General features: G+C 37.9%; 16 protein-coding genes. 5 read left to right on the top strand and 11 right to left on the bottom strand.

Translation table 11 applies throughout. The features are described 5' to 3' along the window. Positions 1 to 64 precede the first annotated feature (64 nt). Complete coding sequence (locus QM524_RS12385) at positions 65 to 1,288, bottom strand: DUF418 domain-containing protein (RefSeq protein WP_283344839.1); 1,224 nt, start codon at positions 1,286 to 1,288, stop codon at positions 65 to 67. A 400-nt stretch (positions 1,289 to 1,688) separates the two neighbouring features. On the opposite strand from QM524_RS12385, the gene QM524_RS12380 reads away from it, so the two are divergent. The 4 genes from QM524_RS12380 (at position 1,689) to QM524_RS12365 (ending at position 10,601) form a co-directional block, all read left to right on the top strand. Continuing rightward, positions 1,689 to 5,549, top strand: a complete 3,861-nt coding sequence (locus QM524_RS12380; RefSeq protein WP_166578437.1) for a pyruvate carboxylase — start codon at positions 1,689 to 1,691, stop codon at positions 5,547 to 5,549. 564 nt (positions 5,550 to 6,113) lie between these two features. After that, a complete protein-coding gene (locus QM524_RS12375; RefSeq protein WP_283344838.1) occupies positions 6,114 to 6,917 on the top strand; it encodes a hypothetical protein in 804 nt (267 codons plus the stop codon). Positions 6,918 to 6,951: 34 nt separating this feature from the next. Continuing rightward, on the top strand, positions 6,952 to 7,830 hold the full coding sequence (locus QM524_RS12370) for an XAC2610-related protein (protein ID WP_283344837.1): 879 nt from the start codon (positions 6,952 to 6,954) through the stop codon (positions 7,828 to 7,830). 287 nt (positions 7,831 to 8,117) lie between these two features. Beyond that, a complete protein-coding gene (locus QM524_RS12365) occupies positions 8,118 to 10,601 on the top strand; it encodes an endonuclease MutS2 (RefSeq protein ID WP_283344871.1) in 2,484 nt (827 codons plus the stop codon). Positions 10,602 to 10,858: 257 nt separating this feature from the next. Here QM524_RS12365 and QM524_RS12360 read toward each other — a convergent pair whose 3' ends face one another. The 10 genes from QM524_RS12360 to QM524_RS12315 form a co-directional block, all read right to left on the bottom strand. Continuing rightward, on the bottom strand, positions 10,859 to 13,009 hold the full coding sequence (locus QM524_RS12360; protein ID WP_283344836.1) for a carboxy terminal-processing peptidase: 2,151 nt from the start codon (positions 13,007 to 13,009) through the stop codon (positions 10,859 to 10,861). Between the two features lie 69 nt (positions 13,010 to 13,078). Continuing rightward, positions 13,079 to 13,825: an FKBP-type peptidyl-prolyl cis-trans isomerase gene (locus tag QM524_RS12355; protein WP_283344835.1), complete on the bottom strand. Its 747-nt coding sequence runs from the start codon at positions 13,823 to 13,825 to the stop codon at positions 13,079 to 13,081. A gap of 357 nt (positions 13,826 to 14,182) precedes the next feature. Further along, complete coding sequence (locus QM524_RS12350) at positions 14,183 to 15,019, bottom strand: VOC family protein (protein ID WP_283344834.1); 837 nt, start codon at positions 15,017 to 15,019, stop codon at positions 14,183 to 14,185. Between the two features lie 69 nt (positions 15,020 to 15,088). Then, positions 15,089 to 15,568, bottom strand: coding sequence for an SRPBCC family protein (locus QM524_RS12345; protein ID WP_283344833.1), 480 nt, complete (start codon positions 15,566 to 15,568; stop codon positions 15,089 to 15,091). A 188-nt stretch (positions 15,569 to 15,756) separates the two neighbouring features. After that, positions 15,757 to 16,149 carry an inner membrane protein YiaA gene (gene yiaA / locus QM524_RS12340; RefSeq protein ID WP_283344832.1) on the bottom strand — a complete coding sequence of 131 codons (393 nt, stop codon included), beginning with the start codon at positions 16,147 to 16,149 and terminating at the stop codon, positions 15,757 to 15,759. A 218-nt stretch (positions 16,150 to 16,367) separates the two neighbouring features. Continuing rightward, positions 16,368 to 16,811, bottom strand: coding sequence for an aminoglycoside 6'-N-acetyltransferase (gene aac(6'), locus QM524_RS12335; protein WP_283344831.1), 444 nt, complete (start codon positions 16,809 to 16,811; stop codon positions 16,368 to 16,370). 229 nt (positions 16,812 to 17,040) lie between these two features. Continuing rightward, positions 17,041 to 18,465 (bottom strand): RagB/SusD family nutrient uptake outer membrane protein, encoded by a 1,425-nt coding sequence (locus QM524_RS12330; protein ID WP_283344830.1) that lies wholly within the window; start codon positions 18,463 to 18,465, stop codon positions 17,041 to 17,043. Positions 18,466 to 18,500: 35 nt separating this feature from the next. Further along, entirely contained in the window at positions 18,501 to 22,013 is a 3,513-nt protein-coding gene (locus QM524_RS12325) for a TonB-dependent receptor (protein ID WP_283344829.1), read from the bottom strand. Between the two features lie 184 nt (positions 22,014 to 22,197). After that, positions 22,198 to 23,295, bottom strand: coding sequence for a FecR family protein (locus QM524_RS12320; RefSeq protein ID WP_283344828.1), 1,098 nt, complete (start codon positions 23,293 to 23,295; stop codon positions 22,198 to 22,200). 438 nt (positions 23,296 to 23,733) lie between these two features. Continuing rightward, a complete protein-coding gene (locus tag QM524_RS12315) occupies positions 23,734 to 24,342 on the bottom strand; it encodes an RNA polymerase sigma factor (RefSeq protein WP_283344827.1) in 609 nt (202 codons plus the stop codon). Between the two features lie 251 nt (positions 24,343 to 24,593). Between QM524_RS12315 and QM524_RS12310 the strand changes: the two genes are divergently transcribed. Beyond that, entirely contained in the window at positions 24,594 to 25,313 is a 720-nt protein-coding gene (locus QM524_RS12310; protein WP_283344826.1) for a LytR/AlgR family response regulator transcription factor, read from the top strand. Positions 25,314 to 25,620 lie beyond the last annotated feature (307 nt).

Below are 25,620 nucleotides of genomic sequence, written 5' to 3'. Positions count from 1 at the left end.
TGCAAGTTTACTTAAAAGATAGGTAAATAAAAACCCATTCGCTGACAGATTGCCCTATTACGATTTATTGGCGTTGCATTTTTTGCCACTTTCCGTACGTTGCCGAGCGCCAAAGCCATTCTATTGGACCATAATAGTATCGACTCAACCACCATTTACTCAGTAAGATTTGTAATAAAAAGACTGCCACAGCGCCTAATAAGCACCAAGCAGGATTAAAGTCCCCCGCCAAGCCCAATCCGAGACCATAAAAAAGAAGTATTCCTACGAAACTTTGGAGTAAATAATTCGTCAACGCCATTCTGCCTACATAAGAAAGTTGTTCTAAAATACCTTTCCAAGAGATTTTTGACAACAATAAACTAAAACCTGCCACATACATTATGGTCATGGTGGCAGAATGAATCGAGAATAAGAATTCTGAAAAAATGCCAAACCAAGAAGGTAATTTGTCCCAAGGAACAGTCGCTTGCAGGGTGATGAAAAAAGCAACAATGACAATATTGAGTATAAAACAAGCCCAGACTGTCTTCTTGAATTGTTTTTTATATTCTTGAAAACGATCAAATAAACGAAGGCGTCCGATGAGTAATCCTAAAAGAAAAAAACCGAAAGTGACAAAAATGCGCCCAGAGCTCCACTGAAAATCGGCTTTGAATGCAAAGTCTTTAAAGTTTTGTTGAATAATTTGGGTGTAGGTTCCAGCTTTGAGGGTTTGGAAGTTTTTTAGCTGTTCTTTATTTGACTTTTCTTGTTCTTTTTTGGCAACAGCTTCGGTAACTTTTGGTGAAGGATGCCAGTATTCTATAGTTCTAATGATCAAAATAGGAGCATTGAGGCTCATGAAAATCGCCAAAATCAATACCACATGATTTGAAAAGAAATTAGCCAGCAATAGAAATATTCCTAAAAAAGCATAAATACCCAATATATCACCACGCCAATGAATATGATGGATAAATCCAATGACAAAAAGCAGTATTAAACGCCATAGAAATCGGAGCTCGAAATGAGTATCCTTTGCTTTACGATTGGTAAATTGTAGCGAAAAACTTAATCCGAATAAAAGAGAAAAAAAGGTATAGAATTTTCCTGAAATAAAAATGCCATCAAAATAATTGACAATGGTAGTAGGGATAGAATTTTGATAAGACTGCCAAACTGACTCAGGAATAAAGCCGGCAATAAACCAGCCCAAGGCATGAGCAATGACGATACCTAACAAGGCTATACCACGTAAGCCATCTACTAAAGCAATTCGATTGGAAGAGGAGGTTGTTGAGTTCATAGTAGGTCCAAAGAGATTTTTAGATTTTAACCCTAAGATGCAAGATTTTATCCAAAGGTTGCAGACAAATAGAGAGAAGTACTTAGGTAGACCTGTCGATTTAACTATTTTTAAGATAAAAATTGGTGATTTGTTATGGAAATAGTTAGCATAACAATCAATCAGTTGTATCTAACCTAAACAAAATTGCATCTTTCTAATATAGACCAAATTTTCTTGTGAAAGTTTGGGTAAATACACAATTTATTTTTGATTTTTGTATGAATTAATAATTCTTTATTCTGTTAATCTTGTAAATGATAGAAGAAATCACGATTGCGAATTTTGCGTAGTTCAACGAGTACCTTTTATCTATTTTTATTCCTGACTGTTTTAAACTCCAAACTGACAAACTCAAAAAATGCCACAACCATACGTTCAAACGATTAATAGCTTACTTGTCGCCAACCGTGGTGAGATTGCTATCCGTATTATGCGTGCTGCCTCTGAGTTAGGTATCCGAACGGTTGCCGTTTACACATTTGAAGATCGTTATTCGCTTCACAGATACAAGGCGGATGAGGCTTATCAAATTGGTAAGGACGACGAACCTTTAAAACCATATCTCGATATCGAGGGGTTAATAAAGTTATGTAAGGAGAAAGAAATAGACGCTATTCATCCGGGTTATGGATTTCTTTCTGAAAACGTAACATTGGCACGTCGTTGTCGTGAAGAAGGAATCAAATTTGTTGGTCCTTCTCCAGAAGCAATGAATGCTTTGGGCGATAAGGTAGCTGCCAAAGATGCTGCTCGTAAGGCTGAAGTACCAATGATTGAAGACTCGAAAGAGGAGCTAGTATCGTATGATATTGCACTTAGAGAGGCTCGTCGTATTGGTTTTCCTGTAATGGTAAAAGCTGCGGCCGGTGGTGGCGGTCGTGGTATGCGTGTAGTACGTGAAGAGGAGGCTTTAGAAAAAGCTTTCGCTGAAGCGAAAAACGAAGCTAAAAATGCGTTTGGTGATGATACTATCTTTATTGAGAAGTTCATCGACCAACCAAAACATATTGAGGTGCAGTTGTTGGGTGACCAACACGGCAACTTAGTACACCTTTATGAGCGTGATTGTTCGGTACAACGTCGTTTCCAAAAGGTAGTAGAAGTAGCACCTTCTGTGGGTTTGAAAGATGAAACCAAACAAAAGTTGTACAAATATGCCTTATCGATTGGTAAAGCAGTAAATTATTACAACGCTGGTACGGTTGAGTTCTTGGTAGATAAAGACGAGAATATCTACTTTATTGAAGTAAACCCACGCGTTCAGGTAGAACATACTATTACAGAAGAGGTAACAGGTATCGACATTGTGCGTACCCAAATTTTGATTGCTCAAAACTACCGACTTTCTGACCCGAATATTTATATCCTTCGCCAAGAGGATATTCCATTGAGAGGTTATGCTATTCAGTGTCGTATTACTACAGAAGACCCTGCCAATGGTTTCAAACCTGACTTTGGTACCATCATTGCATATCGCAATGCAGCAGGTTTTGGTATTCGTTTGGATGAAGGTTCGTCGTATCCAGGGGTTAAAATTTCTCCTTACTTCGATTCAATGCTCGTAAAGGTTTCGGCTAAAGGTCGTACCTTGAAAGGCGCTTCTGAACGTTTGTTGCGTGCTCTAACCGAATTCCGTATTCGTGGGGTAAAAACCAATATTCCTTTCTTACGTAATGTGATTCAACACCCTATTTTCCAACAAGGAAAATGTGTGGTACAATTTATTGACTCACATCCTGAGCTTTTCAATTTTACGCCGACTCGTGACCGTTCTACAAAAGCTCTTCGTTATTTAGGAGATGTAGTAGTAAATGGTAACCCAGATGTAAAAGTGAAAAACGAACGTACTTTCCGTACGCCAGTAGTTCCTGCATTTGACAAATATGCTGAATATCCAATGGGTAATAAGCAACGTTTGGAATCGATGGGAGCTGACAAGTTTGCACAGTGGGTAAAAGACCAAAAGCAAATCCTCTATACAGATACTACATTCCGTGATGGTCATCAGTCGCTTTTGGCTACTCGTGTTCGTACCCGTGATATGTTGGCTGTGGCTGAAGGTTTTGCCAAAAGCTTCCCAGAACTATTCTCAATGGAAGTATGGGGTGGTGCAACCTTCGACGTATCGATGCGTTTCTTGAATGAATCTCCTTGGAAACGCTTACAGGCTTTCCGTGAGGCTATGCCAAATATGTTGTTGCAAATGTTGTTCCGTGGCTCCAATGCCGTTGGTTACTCAGCATATCCTGACAACTTGATTGAGAAATTTGTAGAAAAATCTGCTGAAAACGGTATCGACGTGTTCCGTATCTTCGACTCATTGAACTGGGTTGAAGCGATGAAAGTTTCGATTCGTGCCGTTCGTGAGCGTACCAACTCTATAGCAGAAGCTTCTATTTGTTATACAGGTGATATTTTCAACAACGAAAAGTATACACTTCAGTATTACTTAGACATGGCTCGTCAGCTGGAAGACGAAGGTGCTCACATGCTTTGTATAAAAGATATGGCTGGTTTGTTAAGACCATACCAAGCTCAAACTTTGGTTACAGAGTTGAAAAAATCGCTTTCTATTCCTGTACACTTGCACACACACGATACTGCGTCGATTCAAGCTGCTACTTATTTGAAAGCTATCGAAGCGGGTGTCGATGTAGTTGACTGTTCATTGGGTGCTATGTCTGGTTTGACTGCGCAACCAAACTTCAACTCAGTGGTGGCAATGATGCAAGGCAACGAGCGTGATTGTCCATTGAACTTAGGCTTATTGAACCAATATTCTAACTATTGGGAAGATATTCGTCAAATCTATTATCCATTCGAATCTGAATTGAAAGCAGGTACTGCTGAGGTTTATGACAACGAAATTCCTGGTGGTCAATATACCAACTTGCGTGGTCAGGCGATTGCTTTGGGTGTAGGTGATAAATTTGAAGTAATGAAGCACAATTACGTAGAGGCAAACAAATTGTTTGGTGATATCGTAAAAGTAACGCCTTCTTCAAAAGTAGTAGGAGATATGGCAATCTTCATGACCGCCAATAGCTTGACTGCTGAGGATGTATATGCTCGTGGCGCTACGCTTTCTTTCCCTGAATCAGTAAAAGACTTCTTCAAAGGTGGTCTAGGTCAGCCTTACGGTGGTTTCCCTAAGCAATTACAGGAAATTATCTTAAAAGGAGATCAAGCCATCACAGGTCGTCCAAACGATAATATTACGCCAATTGATTTTGATAAGGATTTTGCTGATTTCCAAGCTAAATTCCCAGAAAATCAAGAAGGTTTCTTGGATTATCTTTCTTACAAGATGTATCCGAAGGTATATGAAGACTATTACAAAGCTCAACAAAACTACGGCGATGTATCAGCTCTTCCTACGACAGCATTCTTCTATGGCTTGAAACAAGATGAAGAAATCTTAATCACAATCGACGAAGGTAAGACTATCATTGTCAAATACTTGTATGCTTCAGAGCCAGACGAATCAGGTTTGCGTACTGTTACTTTCGAATTGAATGGTCAGGCTCGTCGTATCAAGATTTTAGATAGAAATATCAAAATTGAACGTCCTCAACACGCAAAAGCTTCTGCAAAAGGAGATATTGGTGCTCCATTACAAGGTCGTTTAAGTCGTATCTTGGTGAAACCGGGCGATGAAGTGAAGAAAAACGCTCCATTGTATGTTATCGAAGCCATGAAGATGGAATCGATCGTATCGTCTCCATTCGAAGGTGTAGTTTCTCGTATCGTGCTCAACGAAGGTACTGTAGTTGAACAAGAAGACTTAGTATTGTCGGTAGAGGAAGCAAAACTTCCTGAGCCAGACAAAGATGAATTCTTATTCGTGTATGGAACATTGCGTAAAGGATACGGTAACGAGTTGCATAAATTGATAGCTCGTAACTCTGAGTTTATCGGTTTGGCAAGTTATCAAGGGAAGATGTTCAATATTGGTGAATATCCGGGTATTGTTCCTTCTGATGATGCCTCTGACAAAGTTGTTGGTGAGCTATACAAATTGACAAATCCACTTCGTTTAGTGAAAATTTTGGATGAATACGAAGAATTCTATCCAGAAAGCGAAGCTGATTCGGTCTTCTTGCGTAAAGATATCCAAGTTGAAGTAGATGGTACAAGCTACGCAACCTTTGGATATTTGTACAATCGTCCTTTGGATGGATTGTCGCAAATTACTTCAGGTGATTTCTTGAATCAATAAGAAATATCAAACACTATAAAAAAATCCTCCTTGGCTTGCCTTGGGGGATTTTTTTATTGAGTGAATGGGGAGTAGAGTTAGTAGAGTATGAAGGATTTTAACTATTTCAGATTTGGGATTTCTGATTTCGGAAATAAGTTAGTGGGCAAAATTAGATTTGAGTTTTATGTTTTAGGCTTTCAGTTATCGGCTTTCGGCGATTAGTTTTGGGAAAAAGCATTTCTGTGATTATTAAAGAACATTTTACACTCTTTGCCTAGTGCCTATGCATATACCTCAAATCTTACTCTGCACCATTACTTAAGCTTGAGTACCTGTATTTTTTACGAAATATAAAAGATTACACTTCCGAAATCCAACATCCGATATCCGAAATAAACCGATTTTATTCTCCTTCTTAAATTACTAGATTAGAATAGTCCATCAGTTATGGCGACCAGTTTGCGTCCGTCTTTGATATAGAAAATTACCTCCCCAAACTCTGCAATCAAAAATCTGAAATCCACAATCGAAAGTGTCTTTTGTTTTTGCTATATTAGATACCTCATTTAAACCCGAACCAAAATGAACTCACTTTTGAAAACTAGCGCCTTGCTAGGCCTGCTTGCTATGGCCTCTTGCAAGCAAAAATCACAAGAACAACAAACCACAACAGATTCCACAATTGCTCAAGTAAAGGTTGACTCTACAAACATGTTTCCCAAAGAAACTGATTATCAAATCACTGTTCAGATGCCAGGAACCTTTCATCAAGGACAAGTGCCTTTGGATTCAGATAAAAAATCATGGGTTGGTATTTTCCAAACAAGTAAAGGCTTTGAGCTCAGAGCAACAAAGATTGCTTTGGAAATGGTTCATGATGAAATGATTGATGAAACTCCTGAAGCGAAAACGGGTATTCAAATTAACATTGCACAAAAAGATACTTGTTTGCTTTTGATTGAATCGCAGTCTTATCTGAAAGATCATGTGATAGCTCCGTTGACTTTGTCCAAAACAGAGTTTTATCCCAATGATGCTGTCGAATTTGAGTATTTGGGCGTGAAGTATAAACTATTTGCGGTAGGTAAAAAGGAAATTGCCAAAGAAGATCCTAACCAGATTTTAGTGACAGATTATACGCTCTCTATTTCGTTTACGAAAGAGGGTAAAAACTACACCAATGTCTTGCTTCGTCAACCACGTTTTGATACAAAAATTCCTACAGTTCAGTTTGCGGGAGATATTGATGGCGATGGAATTGTGGATTTAGTGTTAGATGCAGCCACTTATTACAACGATATCAACAGTACCTTATACCTGTCAAAAATTGCCGCAGGAACTCAAGGACTAACCATAGCAGGTGGATTTACAGCGGGAGTAGACTAAATTTTTGAATAAACCTTATGCATATCCATTGACTATGAAAAAACTATTTTTTCTTTTGTGTACACTCTGGTGTAGCTCCACTTTTGCTCAGTCTGTCTATACAGGTACAATTGACAAATACCCAATTGAGGTAATTTTGAATGTCTATTCCGATGACGAAATACAAGGTATTTATGTTTATTCCAGCAATGACGAGCCGATAAATATTTCTGGTTCTATCAAGAATAAAGTGCTTTCTATTCTCGAAAAAGATGCCAAAGAGAAAGTAACAGGGAAAATGGTAATTGATAAGTTTTCGACTAAGGCTACACAATTATCAGGAACTTGGACCAACCCTACTGGTACAAAAAGCTTTAAAATAGCACTCACAAAAAAATACGACCTTGATGATGGAGAAGGTATGGCTTGGAGTAATCGTGAATTATTGCAAAAAGTAACTTCTGGTAATCAATATTTTAAAATTGTGCTTAGTAAAGCCAAAGATGATTATCAAGCACGTGTAAAAGCTTTAAAGGTCTTCGAAAAAAAGACGGACAAATTGCTTCAAACTATTGCGGTTGATTGTCAATCAATGGGCATTAATAGCGTAGAAACGGGCGATTTTAATTTTGATGGTCAAGCTGATATTTCTTTATTTGAATCATCTTATGCTGGAGCAAATACTTCTTCAAAATACTTTTTGCTTGACTCAAACGGACAATACAAAGACAGTGGATTTGAAGGAGTTTCGCTTACATTTGATGAGAAAACCAAAAGAATTACCGAAGTAAACCAATGTTGCGCAGGGTCACAATATACCTCGACTTTGTACAAGGTGGCAAATAACAAAATGGTAAAACTTGAGCAACACTGTTTTATTTATGATGAAAAAAAGCAAGACTTTATAGAACGTAAATGGAAAGATTGCCAATAAAAAAGTTAAGGCTTTATTATACATAGCCCTCAGATAACACTGAGGGCTATTTTTATGAATAAAAAACCTATTTTTCCAACACTATCCAATAACCATTTTTCTCAATATTCACGAAGGTTTTGATTTCGATAAAAAAGAGTTGAAATTTGTAAAAATAAGGGCTTTGAGTTTCTAATAAATCGATTTGGGGATAGCATTTTGTTAAAATAGATACTCAGAGATACCTTTTTGATGATCTGTGGTAAGACTGCGAACAAATGTCTTACGTAATTTGTTATTTTTTTATGATGTTATACCCTCAAAATATAGAACAAAAATTAGGATTTGACCGAATTAGAGAACGACTTGGTGAATTGTGTATTAGTCCACTCGGCAAGGCATTTGTGGAGAAAGTTCGCTTTTCGGATAACTATGATTTAGTCCAAAAAATGATTCGTCAGGTGGATGAAATGCGTGAGATTATGCAATATGAACCACAGGCATTTCCTTCTCAAAACTACCTCGATGTTAATCAACAACTGACCAAAGCGGCTATTGAAGGCGCTTTTCTTTCTGAAGCGGAGTTTTTTGATGTAAAACTTTCCCTTCGTACCATTCAAGAATGTCTTCGTTTTTTTGACAACAAAGAACCAGAACAATACCCTCAATTACGTGAATTGTTGGGTATGGCTTTTCAACCTCGTACCGATAAAAATCAAGAGGAAGTAAAGCCCAATAAAGATGCTAAATTAGAGATAAGAGGCATTTTGGATGCTTTAGATAAAGTAATTGATGACCGTGGGCGTTTGAAAGATAATGCCAGTCCAGAATTACAGTCTATTCGTCGTCAGTTGGTTTCGCAAGAGAACGATTTACGTAAAAAATTAGATAGTATTCTTCGCAATGCCAGAAGCAATGGCTGGGTAACAGATGACTTTTCTTTGGCTTTGCGTAATGGTCGTATGGTAATTCCTTTGGCAGCTGAGCACAAACGCAAAATCAAAGGTTTTATCCATGATGAATCAGATACTGGGAAAACGGTATTCTTAGAACCAACCGAAGTACTGGAAGCTAATAACGAAATTCGTGAGTTAGAATCGGCAGAACGCCGTGAAATTATCCGTATTCTCATGGATTTGACCACACGTTTGCGCCCTCACGTACCTGTCTTGAAGCGTGCGTATACTTTCCTTGGTATTATCGATTTTGTTCGTGCGAAGGCTTGTTATGCTATCGAGCTAGGTGCTATTGCGCCTTTAAGCGTCAATACACAGCTAGTAGACTGGAAAAACGCACGTCACCCATTGCTTTATGCTTCTTTCAAGAAAATGGGTAAAAGCGTTGTTCCATTGTCAATTACCTTAGAATTAGACAATCGTATTTTGTTGATTTCAGGCCCCAACGCAGGTGGTAAATCAGTTACACTCAAAACCGTTGGATTGATTCAATATATGTATCAGTGTGGTTTGTTGGTGCCTATGGCCGAGTATTCTACGATTGGTTTGTTTAGAAATATTTTCATTGATATTGGTGATGAACAAAGCTTAGAGAATGACCTAAGTACCTATAGTTCGCACTTGACGAACATGAAACATTTCTTGATTCAATCTGACAGAAAGACCTTATTTTTGATTGACGAATTTGGTACTGGTACAGAACCTGCTTTGGGTGGAGCTATTGCGGAGAGTATTCTTGAGGATTTGAATCGTTCGGGCGCGTATGGTGTGATTAATACCCACTATACCAACCTGAAAACTTTTGCTGACCGAACCAAAGGACTTGTCAACGGTGCGATGCGTTACGATGCAGAACACTTAGAGCCATTGTATGAGCTTGAAATCGGAAAACCAGGGAGTTCTTTTGCCGTTGAGATTGCCTACAAAATTGGTTTGCCTAAAAATGTAATCGATCGTGCTAAAAACAAGATGGGTAAACAGCAGGTAAGTTTTGAAAAATTGGTGAAAGAGTTAGAAATTGAGAAGAAGGTATTTGCAGATAAAAACGTAGAAAATGCTCAAAAACAACGTCATCTCGACCAATTACTTGATCAATATAACTCGCTGAAAAACCTATTAGATTCAGAGAAAAAGACCATTCTGAATAGCGCTAAACTGCAAGCAAAAGAGTTAGTAAAAACAGCTAACCAGAAAATTGAGGCAACGATTAAAGAGATACGTGAGCAAGAGGCTGATAAGTCGGCTACAAAAGAGCTTCGCCAAGATTTACAAGATTTTCAAGAATCTCTAGTAATCGAAAAAGTACCTGAGAATAAAAATAAGCCAACTCCGAAGAAAGAGGAAGAAGAAAAAGATGTAATTGAGGTAATTGGAGGTGATATTGTGATAGGCTCATTGGTACGTATCAAAGGACAGGAAGCTATTGGTGAGGTATTGGGCGTTCGTGGTAAAGATATTGAAGTTGCTATTGGTGATTTGAAAACTACTGTAAAGCTAAACCGTTTGGAAAAGATTTCAAGAAAAGAGTTCCGTCAAAAAGCTTCTCCTAAAGCTAAGTTAACGGGAATTGATATGAATGAAAAAATGCAAAACTTTTCATTCAATCTTGATTTGCGTGGCAAGAGAGGAGAGGAGGCTTTGGTTGATGTAGATCGCTTCATGAACGATGCCATTATGGTGGGCTACGATGAAATTAGAATTGTACACGGAAAAGGTGACGGTATTTTAAGAACACTCATTCGTCAACATTTGAGAGGATATAAGCAAGTAGATAAAATGGTAGATGAGCACGCCGACCGTGGAGGAGCTGGTGTAACGATTGTGAAAATGAAATAAGATTCACGAATTATTCCGAACAAAGAAATTCGTCATTTTTTCTAAAAATGATATTTCACTAGTAGAGACGCAATGATTGCGTCTTAAGCTGAGTCTAAGATAGTAGCATCAAAAAAAAGCGGTCGAAAAATATTTTCCGACCGCTTTTTTTTGACATTGAATGAGAGATATTCCTCAGAGTAACGTGCAAGACATTGTGCATAAATAGCCTGCAAACTTTAACATAATCACTCATTCACTCAATCAAAACTCACTAATTATTTCTTATTCTGCGTGATTTTGATACCATTAGAAGGAGCTAGGAAGATATAATCTGTTAATAATCTTTCTGTTTCTTTCAAATAAGCGTCTTTTTCACGTCTTTCTTTCGCAGCTTTTTGTTTTGCTTGCGCAATACTTACTGAGTCAGTTTTTACTTCAGTTTTAGTTTCTGGTTTTTCAACATCTGCTAATTCTTCGGCAAGGTCTTGGCTATTGCGTTTTTTCTGCTCTTCGATTTCTTTACGACGTTTGTCTTCTTTCAAAGAAATGGTTTTGCGTTCTTTTGCTTTTTTCCAGTAATCAAAATCAGCGACTAATTTTTTCAAATCTGTTTCTGACTTTAAGTGCTCTTGGTATTTTTTATTCAAAGACGAAACGATTTGTTCGTTTACATCAGCCGAAGGAGTGTATTTGCTTGTAGCGATCATATCCCAAGGCAAAGCACTTGGTTGTGAGCTTTCACCATATTCTTCTGCCGAGAAGCCTGAAGGCAATTGAATATCTGGTGTTACACCTTTGTGTTGAGTACTACTACCAGTAATACGGTAGAATTTCTCCATCGTGATTTTCAACTGACCTACGTTGTCTGGCTCACCTTTCAAGAAACGACCCAAATCAACTAAAGTTTGAACAGTTCCTTTTCCGTAAGTTTGCTCACCTACTACGATACCACGCTTATAATCTTGGATAGCACCCGCAAAAATTTCTGAAGCCGAAGCACTAAAGCGGTTTACTAAAACACCTAGTGGACCATCGTAAGTTACAGAAGGGTCACGGTCGTACTCAGCCGAAATTTCACCATCAGCATGCTTGCGTTGAACTACAGGGCCTTGAGGAATAAACAAGCCTGTCAAACTAACAGCTTCAACCAACGAACCGCCACCATTGTTGCGAAGGTCAAGAATTACACCGTCAACTTTTTCAGCTTTTAGTTCAGTCAAGAATTTCTTTACATCTGCACTCGTACTTTTGAAATCGCCTTCGCCTTTTCTAGAACCTTCAAAATCACGATAAAACACTGGAAGTGTAATTAAACCAAGTTTGTACGAACGACCATTGTTAGTAAATTCTAGAATATCCTTTTTCGCACTACCATCTTCTAATTTGATTTTTTCACGCACCAAACGTACCTCTTTTGGTACAGAACCTACTGCTGCATCTCCTGATAAAATCTTCAGGCGAACGATGGTATTTTTAGGGCCTTTAATCAATTTTACGGCATCATCGGTCATCCAACCTACAATATCAGTAAAGGCTCCATTTTCGCCTTGTGCTACTGCTACGATTCTATCTTTTGGTTTTAGGGCTTTGCTTCTGTACGCAGGGCCACCCGTGATAAGCTCGATAATAGTTACATAATCACCATCCAGACGAAGTGTTGCTCCAATACCTTCAAACGACTGCGCCATTTCTTGGTTGAACTGTGCAGCAGCCTTAGGAATCATGTAGTTCGTATGAGGATCGATACTTTCGGTGAATGAGTTCATGTATTGTTGGAATACATCTTCACTCTTTGTTTTATCGAAATACTTTTCGCTACGAGAATAACGCTCCTTCAAATCTTTGACAGCCGAGGTATCAGCTTTTCCACTGATTTTCCAGTCTAACAAAGTACTTTTGATAGCTTTTCTCCAAATCTCATCAAGCTCTTGTTTGTTTGAAGCCCATTCAGCTTTTTCTCTGTCTGGCGTATAAACCTCATCTACATTGAAATTCATCGGTTTTGCCAAAAGCTGATTCACAAACGTAAAACGTTCTTTAGCTCTTTTACGATAAATATTATAGATTTGGTAAGCGGCTGTCAAATCACCTTTTTGCAACTGGTCATCCAATGAATAGCGAAATTGTTCGAAATCTTGAATGTCCTGTTTGGTGAAGTTCATTTTATTACCGTCAAGCTCCTTGATGTAATTATCAAGGATTTTAGAAGATAAAGAATCATTGAGAGGAACCCTTCTGTAATGATAATTCGTCAGGATTTGTGTCACTAATTCTTCTACTTTTTTCTGTGTTTCGGTGGGCTTGAGGTCGTCTTCACTAAATTTGTAAGCCACAGTAAGGTTTTTCTCGGCACTATGTGAGGTCGAGCGAAGTCCCATAACTGCCAATAGCGTAACAGGAACAAGTGCAATGAGATATTTCTTCATAGAGATTCGATGCGAAGGTAATTGAGTGATTGATGGTAAAACCAATCACTCAATCTATGATTCGCTTTATTATTTTTCGATACTTAGTAACTCAACTTCAAAAATTAAAGCTGAATAAGGTTTGATTACAGGACCGCTACCGCGAGAACCGTAAGCCAATTCTTGAGGGATAAACAATTTCCATTTAGAACCTACTGGCATTAATTGTAACGCTTCGATCCATCCTTGAATTACACCAGTTACTGGAAAAGTAATAGGTTCGTTACGTTGAACAGAGCTGTCAAATACAGTTCCATCTAATAAAGTACCATGGTAATGTGTTTTTACTTTATCGTTAGCTGTTGGTTTTGGACCGTCGCCTGCTTTCAAGATTTGATATTGTAATCCGCTTGGTAAAGTAACAACGCCTTCCTTCTTTTTGTTCTCAGCCAAAAACTTTTCGCCTGCTTCTTTGATAGGCTTGTACTGAGCTGCTTGTGCCTCCATCATGAATTTTTGAAGGATTTGGTTGGCTTGCATATCAGAAATTTGCGTACTAGCACCTTTCATTACCTCACCAAAAGCTTTTGCCATCAATTCAGAATTGATAGGAATATTTTGCATTTTGAAGTTTTGAGCTACTAAAACTCCTAAGCTATAACTTGCTGAGTCAGCTAAGCTGGTCAATTTCAAATCCTTGTTGTCTGTTGCTACTTTGGCAACGGCTGGTTTAGTGGCAACTTTTGATGCTGGTGTAGCCGACTTTTTCACTTGTGCATGTGTGGCAAATGACGTAAGCGCTACGCCCGAGCAGAGTACTATGTGTTTTAGATTCATGATTTTATTTAATGTTTACTACAATTTTGCAAAAGATTATTCCAAATACTATACTGCCTTTGCAGGTAAGGATTATGGAGTAGAATCAAGCCTTGGGTTCGATTTTGGATTGAAATGGACTTGATAAGAACTACAAAAATAAACATTTGACGGACTTATTGTAGTATTTGCGATTGATAAATTATTGTTGGTTAAAACGCAAGATTTTGTGAAAAAGTATGCAAAAATCAAATCACATCCTTTCCTAGAAAGAGTTTTAACTACAATATATTGAAATGTGTAGAGAACACCACAACAAATTGCGATGAGTGGTTGAAATGTATAGTGACTGGTCAAGGAGTATTTTCTCACTCAGTATTAAGCATCGAGTAGGGTTTGAATATCAAATTTTTGCATTTTCATAAATGCTTGAACTACATTTTTGCTTTTTGCTGGGTCACTCATGAGTTTAGGTAAAATACTGGGTACAATTTGCCAAGAAACACCATATTGATCTGCGAGCCAACCACATTGGTTATATCTTCCATTTTTACCCAAATTTTCCCAGTAAAAATCTATCTCTTCTTGGGTATCACATTCAACAACGAATGAATTGCCAGGAGAGAAATCAAAGTCGTGTGCGTTTGGGCTGCTTATGGCATTGAATAGAATACTACCCAATTGATATTGACAGAACATTACCCTTTCTTCAGGAAAGTTGAAATGAGCAGGATAGAGGGATTCTATTTTAATGGTAGAGTTGTTGAAAATCTGTACATATTGATTGACAGCTTCTTGAAGTCTTGGAAATTTATCATTGGCAAAAAGGAGCGTAGGAACGATTTTTTGTGAAGCTTCTATTGCTTGAATATCTAATTGCCAATACACGCCAAACTTATCACAAAGCCATGCGTATTTTTTACTCCAATCATATTCTCCTAGAGGCATTACGGCATTACCACCCTCCAAAAGCGCCGAGTACAATCGCTCTATTTCTTGCTCACTTCCGCAATACACATAATATGACAAAGCAGGGCTGGGCTTATATCGTGGACCGCCATTTAATCCCATAAATTTAGTACCCATAAGCTCAAATGAGCTTACCATCGGGTTCTGTTGTAGTATATGAGAATTGGGAAAAAGATTTGTGTAAAAATCGGCTGCCTCTGTGGCTTGGTGATTGTACCAAATACAAGAATAAATGGGCTTTTGCATGATTGTCTTTGAATTTTTAAGTGCTAGTTCAAGACTTAGTCTAGAATTGGGTATCTGTACAAACTTATTTTACATCAGATTTAAAACTTCCTTATATCTCCCAGATTCTGCAAATTCCTTAATGATACGATTTCTTGCGATAAGTAGTTTTGTCATATAATTTGTCAAGAATAAGCGATTGGCGAATTTCCCAAGAAACCCTAATGGTGATTCAAACTCAAATAAATCTGTCATAAGCACTTTTTCTCCTACATATTCAAACTGATGAATATGGGTCAAGGACTTAAAAGCACCTTTAATCAATTCATCTTTGAAGTAATATGGTCGATCAAAAGCTGTAATTTGTGCCGACAAATGTTGTTTTATGCCAAAATGTGTTGCTTCAAAGGTTACAAATTCGTCTAATCCAATCATGCCAGTGGTTTTTCCTTCAATAGCTTTTTCATGAGTATGTGCTGTTGAAATCGTATGTAAATCGATGCTTCTGGCTAAATCAAAGCATATTTCTATGGTGGAGTATATCTCGGTTTGAAGTTTAATCAGAGGCATTGGGGAATGGTGAATAATCAATTTAGTGAATTGTGAATTAAAAAATCATAAAGGTAGAGACGCAATGCCTTGCGCCTCCAGATAAGAAAATCTACAACTTTATGAGTAGATTTTACCATGAACCATTTTTCTAGCTAACGGCTAACGGCTAACGGCTAACGGCTAACGGCTAACGGCTAACGGCTAACCTAATTATTACCCTTCTGACTGTCTCTTGTATTTTTCTGAACGGCAATGGCACCAAAAAGTGCTAATAGAAAGGCAAAAGCATAGAATCCCTTTTCGCTCGGAAGTAGCGTTGCATTCCATAAGCCCACTGTTAACAGAACAATCGTTAAAATGGTTGAAAACCAGCTTAGACTATAATAAATCGCTGTAACTGGAATATTTTCGAGTTTGTCACGAACGCTTTTTTGTAATGAAATCACAGAGAAAAGACCATACATCAAAACGGTAAAATAATATCCTTTTTCATTGAGTGCCATTTCGGCGTTCCATAAGCCTATGAGATATCCTACGATACCAATACCGAGTGCTACCCAAGAAGCGGCCACAAATGCACTAGAGGGTTGTTGATTCATATTTAAAAGGTTTTGTAATTGAGTTAGAACTTGTTGACAAGATACCAATGACTTGAGTGAAGTATTGTCAACTAACTATTGGACAATAGACATTTTATGACTTATCATTTAACTAAGTAACAGGAAATATGAAATAAATAATATATCTGTTATTGACCTTGATAGAGTAATTCTGATTGTGAGTCCCATCAAATAACGGATACACTGCTAACCAATTTCTAGTTGAGATTTTTTACAAAACATACAATCCTTCCAACTTCTTCGAAACCAACTTTTTGATGGAATATAATACTGCCTGAATTGGCAAGTTCTGAGTCTGAACAAAGTTGCGTGTATCCTTGTGAACGTGCCCATTGTTCTGCTTTATGAATGAGTTGGAGGGCCAAGCCTTTTTTACGAAAAACATTGTCAACGTAAATTCCTTCGACGTAGGCTACAGGCATATCTTCGGCACCTTCTACATAGTCTTGACGAACACTCAACTCAATAAATCCAATAGGTTTTTGATCTTGTAGTAATAGAAAAGCTGTTGGTTGCTCTGCCAATAATACTTCTTCAAAATGCTCTGACATTTCGTCGAAATGAGTATCAGTCCAAAGTTGAGTGGCTAAATGGGCTAGGATGGAGATGTTGTCTCTCGATATTTCTTGGATGCTTGTCATTAGAGGTATGGTTTTTTTACCTAAAAATAAGGATTATTCTTAATTAATAGTCTAGGTTTTGGAAAAATCATAATCGTTGAAAATAAAAAGCTGGTTCAAAGCGATAATAGACTATTATCTGCCTTGAACCAGCTTATGTATAAATTGACTCTGATTACTGGATAAAAGTAAAGTGCTGATAATTAAAAATTACACTCACAATTCACAACTCCAAATTGAGCATTGATACTTAATTGTATCCATTGTTTTGCGTAATCGCTGGATTTTGAGATCTCACGATTTGAGGAATAGGAAGCAATAGTTTATCTGTTGTAATGGCTTTTCCTTTTGGCTGCAAAACCGTAATGGCACGGTTGGTACGTTTCAAGTCAAACCAACGATGGAATTCTATAGCAAGTTCTACTCTTCTTTCGTGTTCAATTGCGGTACTCAACGAGCCTGCAAAAGCAGTTGGGTAGCCTGCGTCGCCAAATTTAGGCAAACCTGCTCTGGTTCTCACTTGATTCAGATAAGTAGCATCGCCCGTAGCCTCTGACAACATTAGTAGGACATCGGCATAGCGCAATACCATAAAGTTGTTATTGGCTAAAGGGTTACCACTTCCGATAGGAGCATTGGTATGAGTCCATTTGATAGGATATTTTTGCGCAATAAAGGTTGTTCCATTATTATATCCTAAAGCAATGGACAAGTCTCTGCGTGGGTCGTTGGCTTCGTATTCGTTGTACAAATCGTCAGTTACTTGGTTCATGCCACTACCATAAAATCCAAGGAAGTTATTGTTTGGATAAAAAGTTTGATAGTAACGACTGTAAGGCGCAGATGCAGAACCTCCCAAAAACTGAATCTCAAAAATAGATTCTTTGGTGTTTTTTACATTCGGTCCCCAAAGACTAGCGTAGGTGCTCAATAAAGCATATTGATTGCTATTGTAAACATCCTTCAACACATTTGCTGCGGAGGTTTTGTCGCCCAAAGTCAAATATACTTTTCCTAACAGTGTTTGAGCAGCACCCTTTGAAGCACGACCGATTTTAGTACTAGGAATGGCAGAAGCCAAAGGCAAATTTTCGATAGCAAAGCCTAAATCCTTCTTAATCAAATCATACACATCGGCTTGTGGTGAGCGAGGTACGGCATAGGCCTCGTCACCCGAAAGAGGCTTTGTTACCAAAGGAATATCGCCCCAAGTTTGAACCATATTAAAGTAAAATAAGGCTCTTAAAAAACGCATTTGAGCACGAACATCGTTTTTATATGTTTCGCTCAAAGATGCCGTTTCAATTTTATCTAAAACAATGTTTGTACTAAAAACGGCACGATAATAATCTTGCCAGAACTGATACACCATGGTATTGGTGGTCATCAAGCTATAATCTTTAAACTGCCATTTGTCTGCCTGAATCCCTGAAATATTGTACATAATGGCATTGTCGCTCATTTGTTCATTACAATACGAAACGGGTCCTTCGGGATGATAAACCGTATATAAAGAAGCGTATGCCGAGTTGATGGCAAGTTCAAAGTCGTCGGTTGATTTGAAATTGTCTGCCGTTGCATTTGAAATCGGCGCAAGTTCTAAAAATGAATCACTACAACTGGTAGTAAGTAAACTTGCGGCAATGAGAAGGTATATTTTTACAATTTTTTTCATGTCTATCCTGTTTTTTGAAGTTTAAAAAACATTGATTAAAAATCTATCTTAGCACCAATTGTAATGACTCTTGGGATGGGATATGAGCCATAATCTACGCCAATGAAAGCACCATTTGGTGCATTTCCTGAAGCGTTCAAACCACTTGAAGAGTTACCATTGGCTTCGCCCGAGAAGTTAGAGGCGTTGTAAGTAGTATTTTCAGGGTCATAGTTGGTGTACTTACTCCACAAATACACGTTTTCGGCATTTACGTACACACGAGCCGTTTTCAAATGTAATTTTTGAGTGATAGATGATGGGATAGTGTACGAAACGCGAATGTTTTTCAATCTCACAAATGAGGCATCCTCTACCCAAAGACTTGTGAATTGGTCTTGTAAACCTGTCAAACCTAATGTAGCTCTGAAGTGTGTGCCATCGCCAGGGTCTGATTCTGAGCGCCAACGATTGGCTACACCTGCGTACATATTACGTCCGTTGTTCCAAAAACCTGAGTAACGGAAGTTTTGGTTGACAATTTCACCTCCAAATGAGCCTTGGAACATAAACGACAGGTCAAAGCCTTTATAAGAGAAGTTGTTGGTAATACCCGCCATGAAATCAGGTTGATAGTTACCCAAGGTAGTGCGGTCGTCAACCGTGATTTTTCCATCTCCATTCACATCTCTGATAATTGGGTCACCAGGTTTTGTGGTCGAATAATGAGGCGTTGCATCTACCTGTGCTTGGTTTTTGAATACTCCATCTACTACGTATCCAAAGAAATTGGAAATTGGCTGTCCCACTTCTGTTTTTACCGTAACCACAAAATCAGTGTAAGTAATAGGCGCATTGTTTTGACCTAATTGCAAGACTTTGTTGCGGTTTGAACTAAAGTTGAAATCAGTTGACCAACTAAATTTAGGTGTTTGGACATTTTGGGTATTCAAGTTTAATTCTACGCCTTTATTTTCCATTTTACCGATATTTGTCAACTGCGTAGAGAAGCCCGTAATATCTGGAACAGGTACGTTCAGCAACATATCGTTGGTCGTTGAATTGTAATATTCAGCAGATAAGCCAATACGGTTGTTCAGCAATTTTAAGTCTAAGCCAAGGTTAAATTGCGTTGTACGTTCCCATTGCAAATTGGTATTGGCAATATTCGAAATCGCTAAACCAGAAGCTAGCGTTGAGCCTGAAACATAGTTAGAAGAACTTAATAAACTAGTTGAGCCATAATTTGGGATTTGATTGTTACCCGACATACCATAACTTACTCTGAATTTTAGGTTATTGATAGCTCTAATATCTTTCATAAAGTTTTCATCCGAAACTACCCAAGCACCTGATACTGAAGGGAAATATCCCCAACGGCTGTTGGCTCCAAATCTTGAACTTCCATCACGACGGATAGCGGCAGTGAAGAAATATCTGTTCAAATAATTGTATTGAGCTCTTGCCAAATACGAAATCATTGCCCATTCTGAAGCATTGGTGAAGCCACCAGAAACTACTCCAGCATTGAGAGTTTCAACTAAATCGTTTGGAAAACTACCAGACGTAATTGACGCGAATTCATTGCGTTGTTTTTGAACAGAATAGCCCAAGAGTAAAGCCAAATTGTGATCGCCGAAGCTTTTATCATAGTTCAAAGTATTTTCGCTCAACCAGTTCAGACTGTATCCGCTTGTTGAATAACCTTCGGCAGGAAGAATACCCGAGTAGCCATAGCCCTGTTTGTTGACACGGTAAGAGTTGTAACGAGTATTATACAAATTGGCGCTAATACTTGTTTTGAATTTTAAATCATCCAAAATTTTGTATTCCAAAAAGCCTGTAGCTAGTGTGTTGAAAGTCTTATTTTGCTTGTGGATATAGCGTGTCAATGAATATGGATGGCATAAGTTAAGGTCATTGTAGGCCACGTATTTGTTCCAAACTGAATTTGGGTCGCGATAGCCAATATTACCATTTTCGTTGTAGACAGGGAAAATAGGGTCACTTTGAAGTCCCAAACTTACCACATCACTTTTTCCTTGCGTACCATCGGTTCTATCAAAAATTCCTGTAACACCAAGGTTTAAGCCAATCGTAAATTTGTTGCTCAATTGATGCTTGATATTCGAACGTAACGAAAGACGTTTGTAATAGTTTTCGTCTAAAACAGCGTCTTGATTTAGGTACGCTGCCGAAAACATAAACTGTGTTTTGTCTGTACCGCCCGAAGCTGAGAATTGTGCATTTTGAGAAGGAGCTACTCTAAACATCACATCTTGCCAATCTGTACCTTTGCCAAACTGTTGAGGATTAGTCAAAAACTCATCAGGAATTTTGTAAACCGAGCCTCTCACGCTGTTAGGGTCAGAAGCTTTGTTTTTAGCTGGATTCAAATCAACCCAAGCATTATTATGAGCATCGATGTAATAATTAATCCACTGCTGGGCGTCCATCATTTTAACACGTCTTTCTACGCTTTGTACACCCGATTCGTAGCCAACGCTGAAGGTGGTTTTACCTGCTTTTCCTAATTTGGTTGTCACCAAAATAACGCCATTGGCTCCTCTAGAACCATAAATTGCTGCTGAAGAAGCATCCTTCAATACCTCTACAGATTCAATATCTTGAGGGTTTACCATATTCAAGTTGAAGTTTTCAAGTGGTACGCCATCCACCACAAAAAGTGGGTTTGTACCTGCCGTTATGGAGCTTACACCACGAATACGAATAATAGGAGATACCCCAGGAGCACCTTGACTTTGGCTGATATTTACCCCAGCAATCTGACCAGAAAGTGCTTGAGTGACATTGCTAAATGAACGGTCTTGGAACTGCTTAAAACCTACTGAAGATACCGCACCCGATACTGCTCTTTTGCTTTGGGTACCATAACCTACCACAACAACTTCATCGAGCGATTGGAGTTCGAGTGCCAAGGAGATATTGAAAACGGTTCGATTACCGACCACTACTTCTTGTTTAACATAGCCTACATAGCTAAACACTAAGGTTGTGTTTTCAGTAGGAACTTCGATTTTGAAGTGACCGCTTGCGTCCGAATTTGTTCCTTTTGTGGTGCCCTTAATCGTAATGTTTACTCCAGGGAGTGCTTTCCCTTTTTCATCGGTAATAGTTCCTGAAACAGTTGGTAAAGCCACCACGTTTTCTCGCTCTGTTTCTGTGGCGTTGGTGGTAGTACTGGGTGTTTCGATTTTACGTAAAACAATTTGATTGTTAAACATTACATAGGTCACCGAAAGGGGCTTGAGTAAACGCTCCAAAACATCGCCTACACGTTCGTTGCTTGCCAAAAGAGTGACTGTTCTGTTGAGAGGCACAACTTGCGAGTTGTAGGAAATTCTTATTTGAGCGGTTTTTTCAATTTTTTGTAAAGCTGATTTTAGGACTATTCCGTCGATAGAGATACTTATCTTTTTGTTGAGTTCTTCTTGCGCAGAGGTTTTTGCCCAAGCAAAACTCGTGAGGAATAGAATCATGAAAAACTGCATTCCAGTAATTCTCATAATAGTAAGCCAAAAAGCCTTTGATTGTCGATTTTTTTTCATAAATTTGAATGGTTTTCTGTTAAATAAAACAAAAACATCCCCTTACCCTTTTTTGAAAGGGTATGTTGAGCAGACAGGAAGGGGAAAAATGCTAGGTGTTTGTTGTGTGCCACCACGACATACACCTTTTTTTATTGCTATGGAGGGAAGGAGTTAAGTAGGTTTTTCATTGCGATTGTTTTATTTATTGGTTACACCCTAGAGATTGGATAATGATTTTTTCGTTGACTACTTCAAATTTGGTATTAGGTCCAATGGCTTCACAAATAATTTGAAGTTTAGTAAATAGTGGCTCTTCGCCTAGCGTTGTCGTGAGTGAGCAGTCTTCTAATAACTTTTGGTCAAAATAGATATGTACGCCATAAAGACTTTCTAGTTTCTTAAAAATCTGAGCTACGGGGCTTTCATTAAATTCTATTGCTGTACTTGTTTTTGAGGTAATTGCGGCAACTTGTTCGGAACTGATAGCGGTGGCTTGCATCAAATTTTGTTCGTCTACAATGACCTGTTGGTTGGGTAATAGCGTCACTCGGTTATTGTCTTCCTCTTCTTTTTCATATACCATTACTTTACCTGTTTTTACTACTACTTTTACTTCTTTTTCTTTGTTAAAAGACTGTACTGTAAAGCTAGTGCCCAATACTTTGACAACAGTAGTTTTGGCATGCACCAAAAAGGGTTGTTGAGGATTTTTGACTACTTCAAAAAAAGCTTGTCCATCCAAATACACTTCGCGATTAGGAGAATTATCAAAACTTGCTGGAAACTGAATCGTACTATTAGGTTCCAATAATAAAGAACTTCCATCGGGTAATTTGATGGGCATTTTCATCCTGCTCAAATTGGTTTTTGTTACTAACTCTTCAATCGCTTTTTGTGATAAGTGTGACAGCTGAGGATTCACACTTTTGTCGGTATACCACCACACGCCTACACTAAATAGAAGGAATATTGTGGCGGCAATAGACCATTTCCAGGTGTTATGATGGTACCAAGCTACATGCTCGTTGATTTCAAATTCCAGCGTTTCTTCTTCTTGTATTCGATTATGTGTATTTGTAATTAGTCTTTCAATTTGTTCTTCTGAAATCGGCTTTTCATGTATGCCTGTAGCCAAAATAAACTCTCGGGCTTGTTTGACCAAGTATTGCTGGCTGGGGTGTTGTTGAGACCATTGTGTCCATGGGTGTGAATGATTTCGATATCCCTCAGATTTCACCCATTCTACGAAGGTTGAATCCAAGAGAAAATCTTCTATCGTGTAATCACTATATTTTTTCATAAAATAGTAATAAGTCGTCTTTTATATACAGTAGAAAACTTTCTGTTTCTTTATACTGCTTTTTTGTAAAAAAAAATTGATTTGAGGAGGGAAGGGGTTAGGGAAGGAGTATTTTTTGTCTAGGCACAGAGAGAGGCACAAAGGCACAAAGGCACAAAGGCACAGAGTGGTAGAGGGGAAAGGAGGTAGACAAAGAGTTTTTTTAAGGAAATACCGAGGTATAAAGGGAAGGAGTATATCTCAATAAACACACTTTGTGCCTCTGTGCCTTATGCCTTTGCCACTTGTTGTAACAAAACACACTTTGTGCCTCTGTGCCTTATGCCTTTGCCACTTGTTGTAACAAAACACACTTTGTGCCTCTGTGCCTCATGCCTTTGCCACTTGTTGTAACAAAATCCACTTTGTGCCTCTGTGCCTTATGCCTTTGCCACTTGTTCACCACTCAAAAAACCAGACTAATAGCCCGAACCATATGGTCTCGTCAGGGAAAAGGGTGCGTAATAACGTGAGTGCTTCATGGACTAAGTTGCTGACAGATTGGTATTTTACTCCCATTGTCTCAGCAATTTCTTGATTGGATAGTTCCTTATAAAATTTGAGGTAGACAACTTCTTTTTGTCTTTTGGGAAGATGATTTAAGCGTTCGTTTATTAGCCTTACACGTTGAAGCTCGGTTTCGTCTTTGACGATTTTTTCTTCTATCGAAAAGTCAATGTCAAAATAGCTTTCAGAACTTGAGTGTTCGTCAAGAGAAATTGTTTCATTTTTTTTGATTTCGGAAATGATTCTTCTTCGTACTGCCGCAAATAAATAGGCTTTTACGGAGCCTACGTCAATTTTTAGATTTTGACGGTACTGCCATAATTGAATAAATACTTCTTGAATGCAATCTTCAATTAATGCGTCGTCATTGACCATTTTGCGGCCATAGCTAATCAAAGATTTGGCATAAATGCGGAGAAGTTTAGCAAGCGCTGCCTCTTCGCCATTGCGCAAATCATTCCATAGCATTAATTCATCATATCGAGGAGATGAATTGGACATAGTCAGGTTTTAGATCAGGTAAATATTATTATTCATAAAGACTGTAACTAAGGTGGTTATACTCAAAAAATAGTTGCTTTGATAGGATGCGTTAATAATAGGATAAGATGCTACTAAAAAATGGATGTGCCCTTTTCATGATAATTTTAGATTGGTATTATTCTTGATAAACAAATACTAACAACTATGAATTGCAAAATTGATTTGTATTGTTTTGGAACAATACATAAATAAATACCTTCATTACTAGTATGAAAAAATTGATTAGGAACCGCCAGCCTGTCAAAGTTTTAGTAATCGAAGAAGATCCGTCTTCGTTAGAAATTATAAAAACATTACTAAATCAAAATGACTTTGAGTTATTGGCTATTGCACCCGCAATAGGCGAGATAGATTTGTTGTTAGAAACCTTCCAGCCTAACATCATTCTTGTTGCATTAGAACTAAATAGTCTAGGTATTTTTGATTTTATAGCAACGCCCCAATACCTCAGCACACCTTTTATTGGTATGTCTCATAGCCTTGATGATGAGATGTTTGATAGGTGTTTAGAACATGGTAAATGCTTGCTTTTAGGAAAACCCATCAATCGATATGCCTTTCTTTCTTCGATAAACCTTTTGTTACGGATTTATCCCCCTGTTCAGCATAAATATGTGGAGGTGATTGACAAAAATCAGCAGGTGTTGAAGATTCATCTGGCTGATATTGTTTATGTAGAAGCCGAAGGGAATTACACCTTTATTCATACGATTCAAAATAAAGTTTATGCCAGAAAAAAGCCTCTTAAAAACCTTAAAGAAGAATTAGATGAAAAGTTTATTCAGATAAATAAATCTCATTTAATTAATATAGATTTCATTCAAAGATTAGAGTTAGGAAAGCGTTTATTGGTGTTAAACAACAAAGAAATAAAGATAGGAAGGTCTTTTCGTTCTGATTTGGATGCTTTTATCTGCCCATTATCTTGACTTTTGTTAATTTTTGCTCATATTTTTAAAGCCTCCTAAATCTACTTCCACAAGAGAATCTTTTTGACCCTTTCAGTTAAAAATTGTCAGACCATATTTTATTGAACATATAAAAGAATATATTTTACAATTCTAATAAGTGTTATTGGTTCTAGTGGAAAAATCTTCTTGATTCTACTAGTAATTGGCATCTTGTCACCTTTTATGGTGTTTTATCACCCTGAGGTGCCTTCTATGGAGGCTTTGGTTTCAAAATTGTACTTTCAGTTTACATGTGTGATTATTTTTCCAAACAAGTGCATATTTT

Source organism: Flectobacillus roseus (assembly GCF_030056595.1).
GTDB classification, from domain to species: Bacteria; Bacteroidota; Bacteroidia; order Cytophagales; family Spirosomataceae; genus Flectobacillus; species Flectobacillus roseus.
This window is presented reverse-complemented; position numbering and strand designations above follow the sequence as displayed.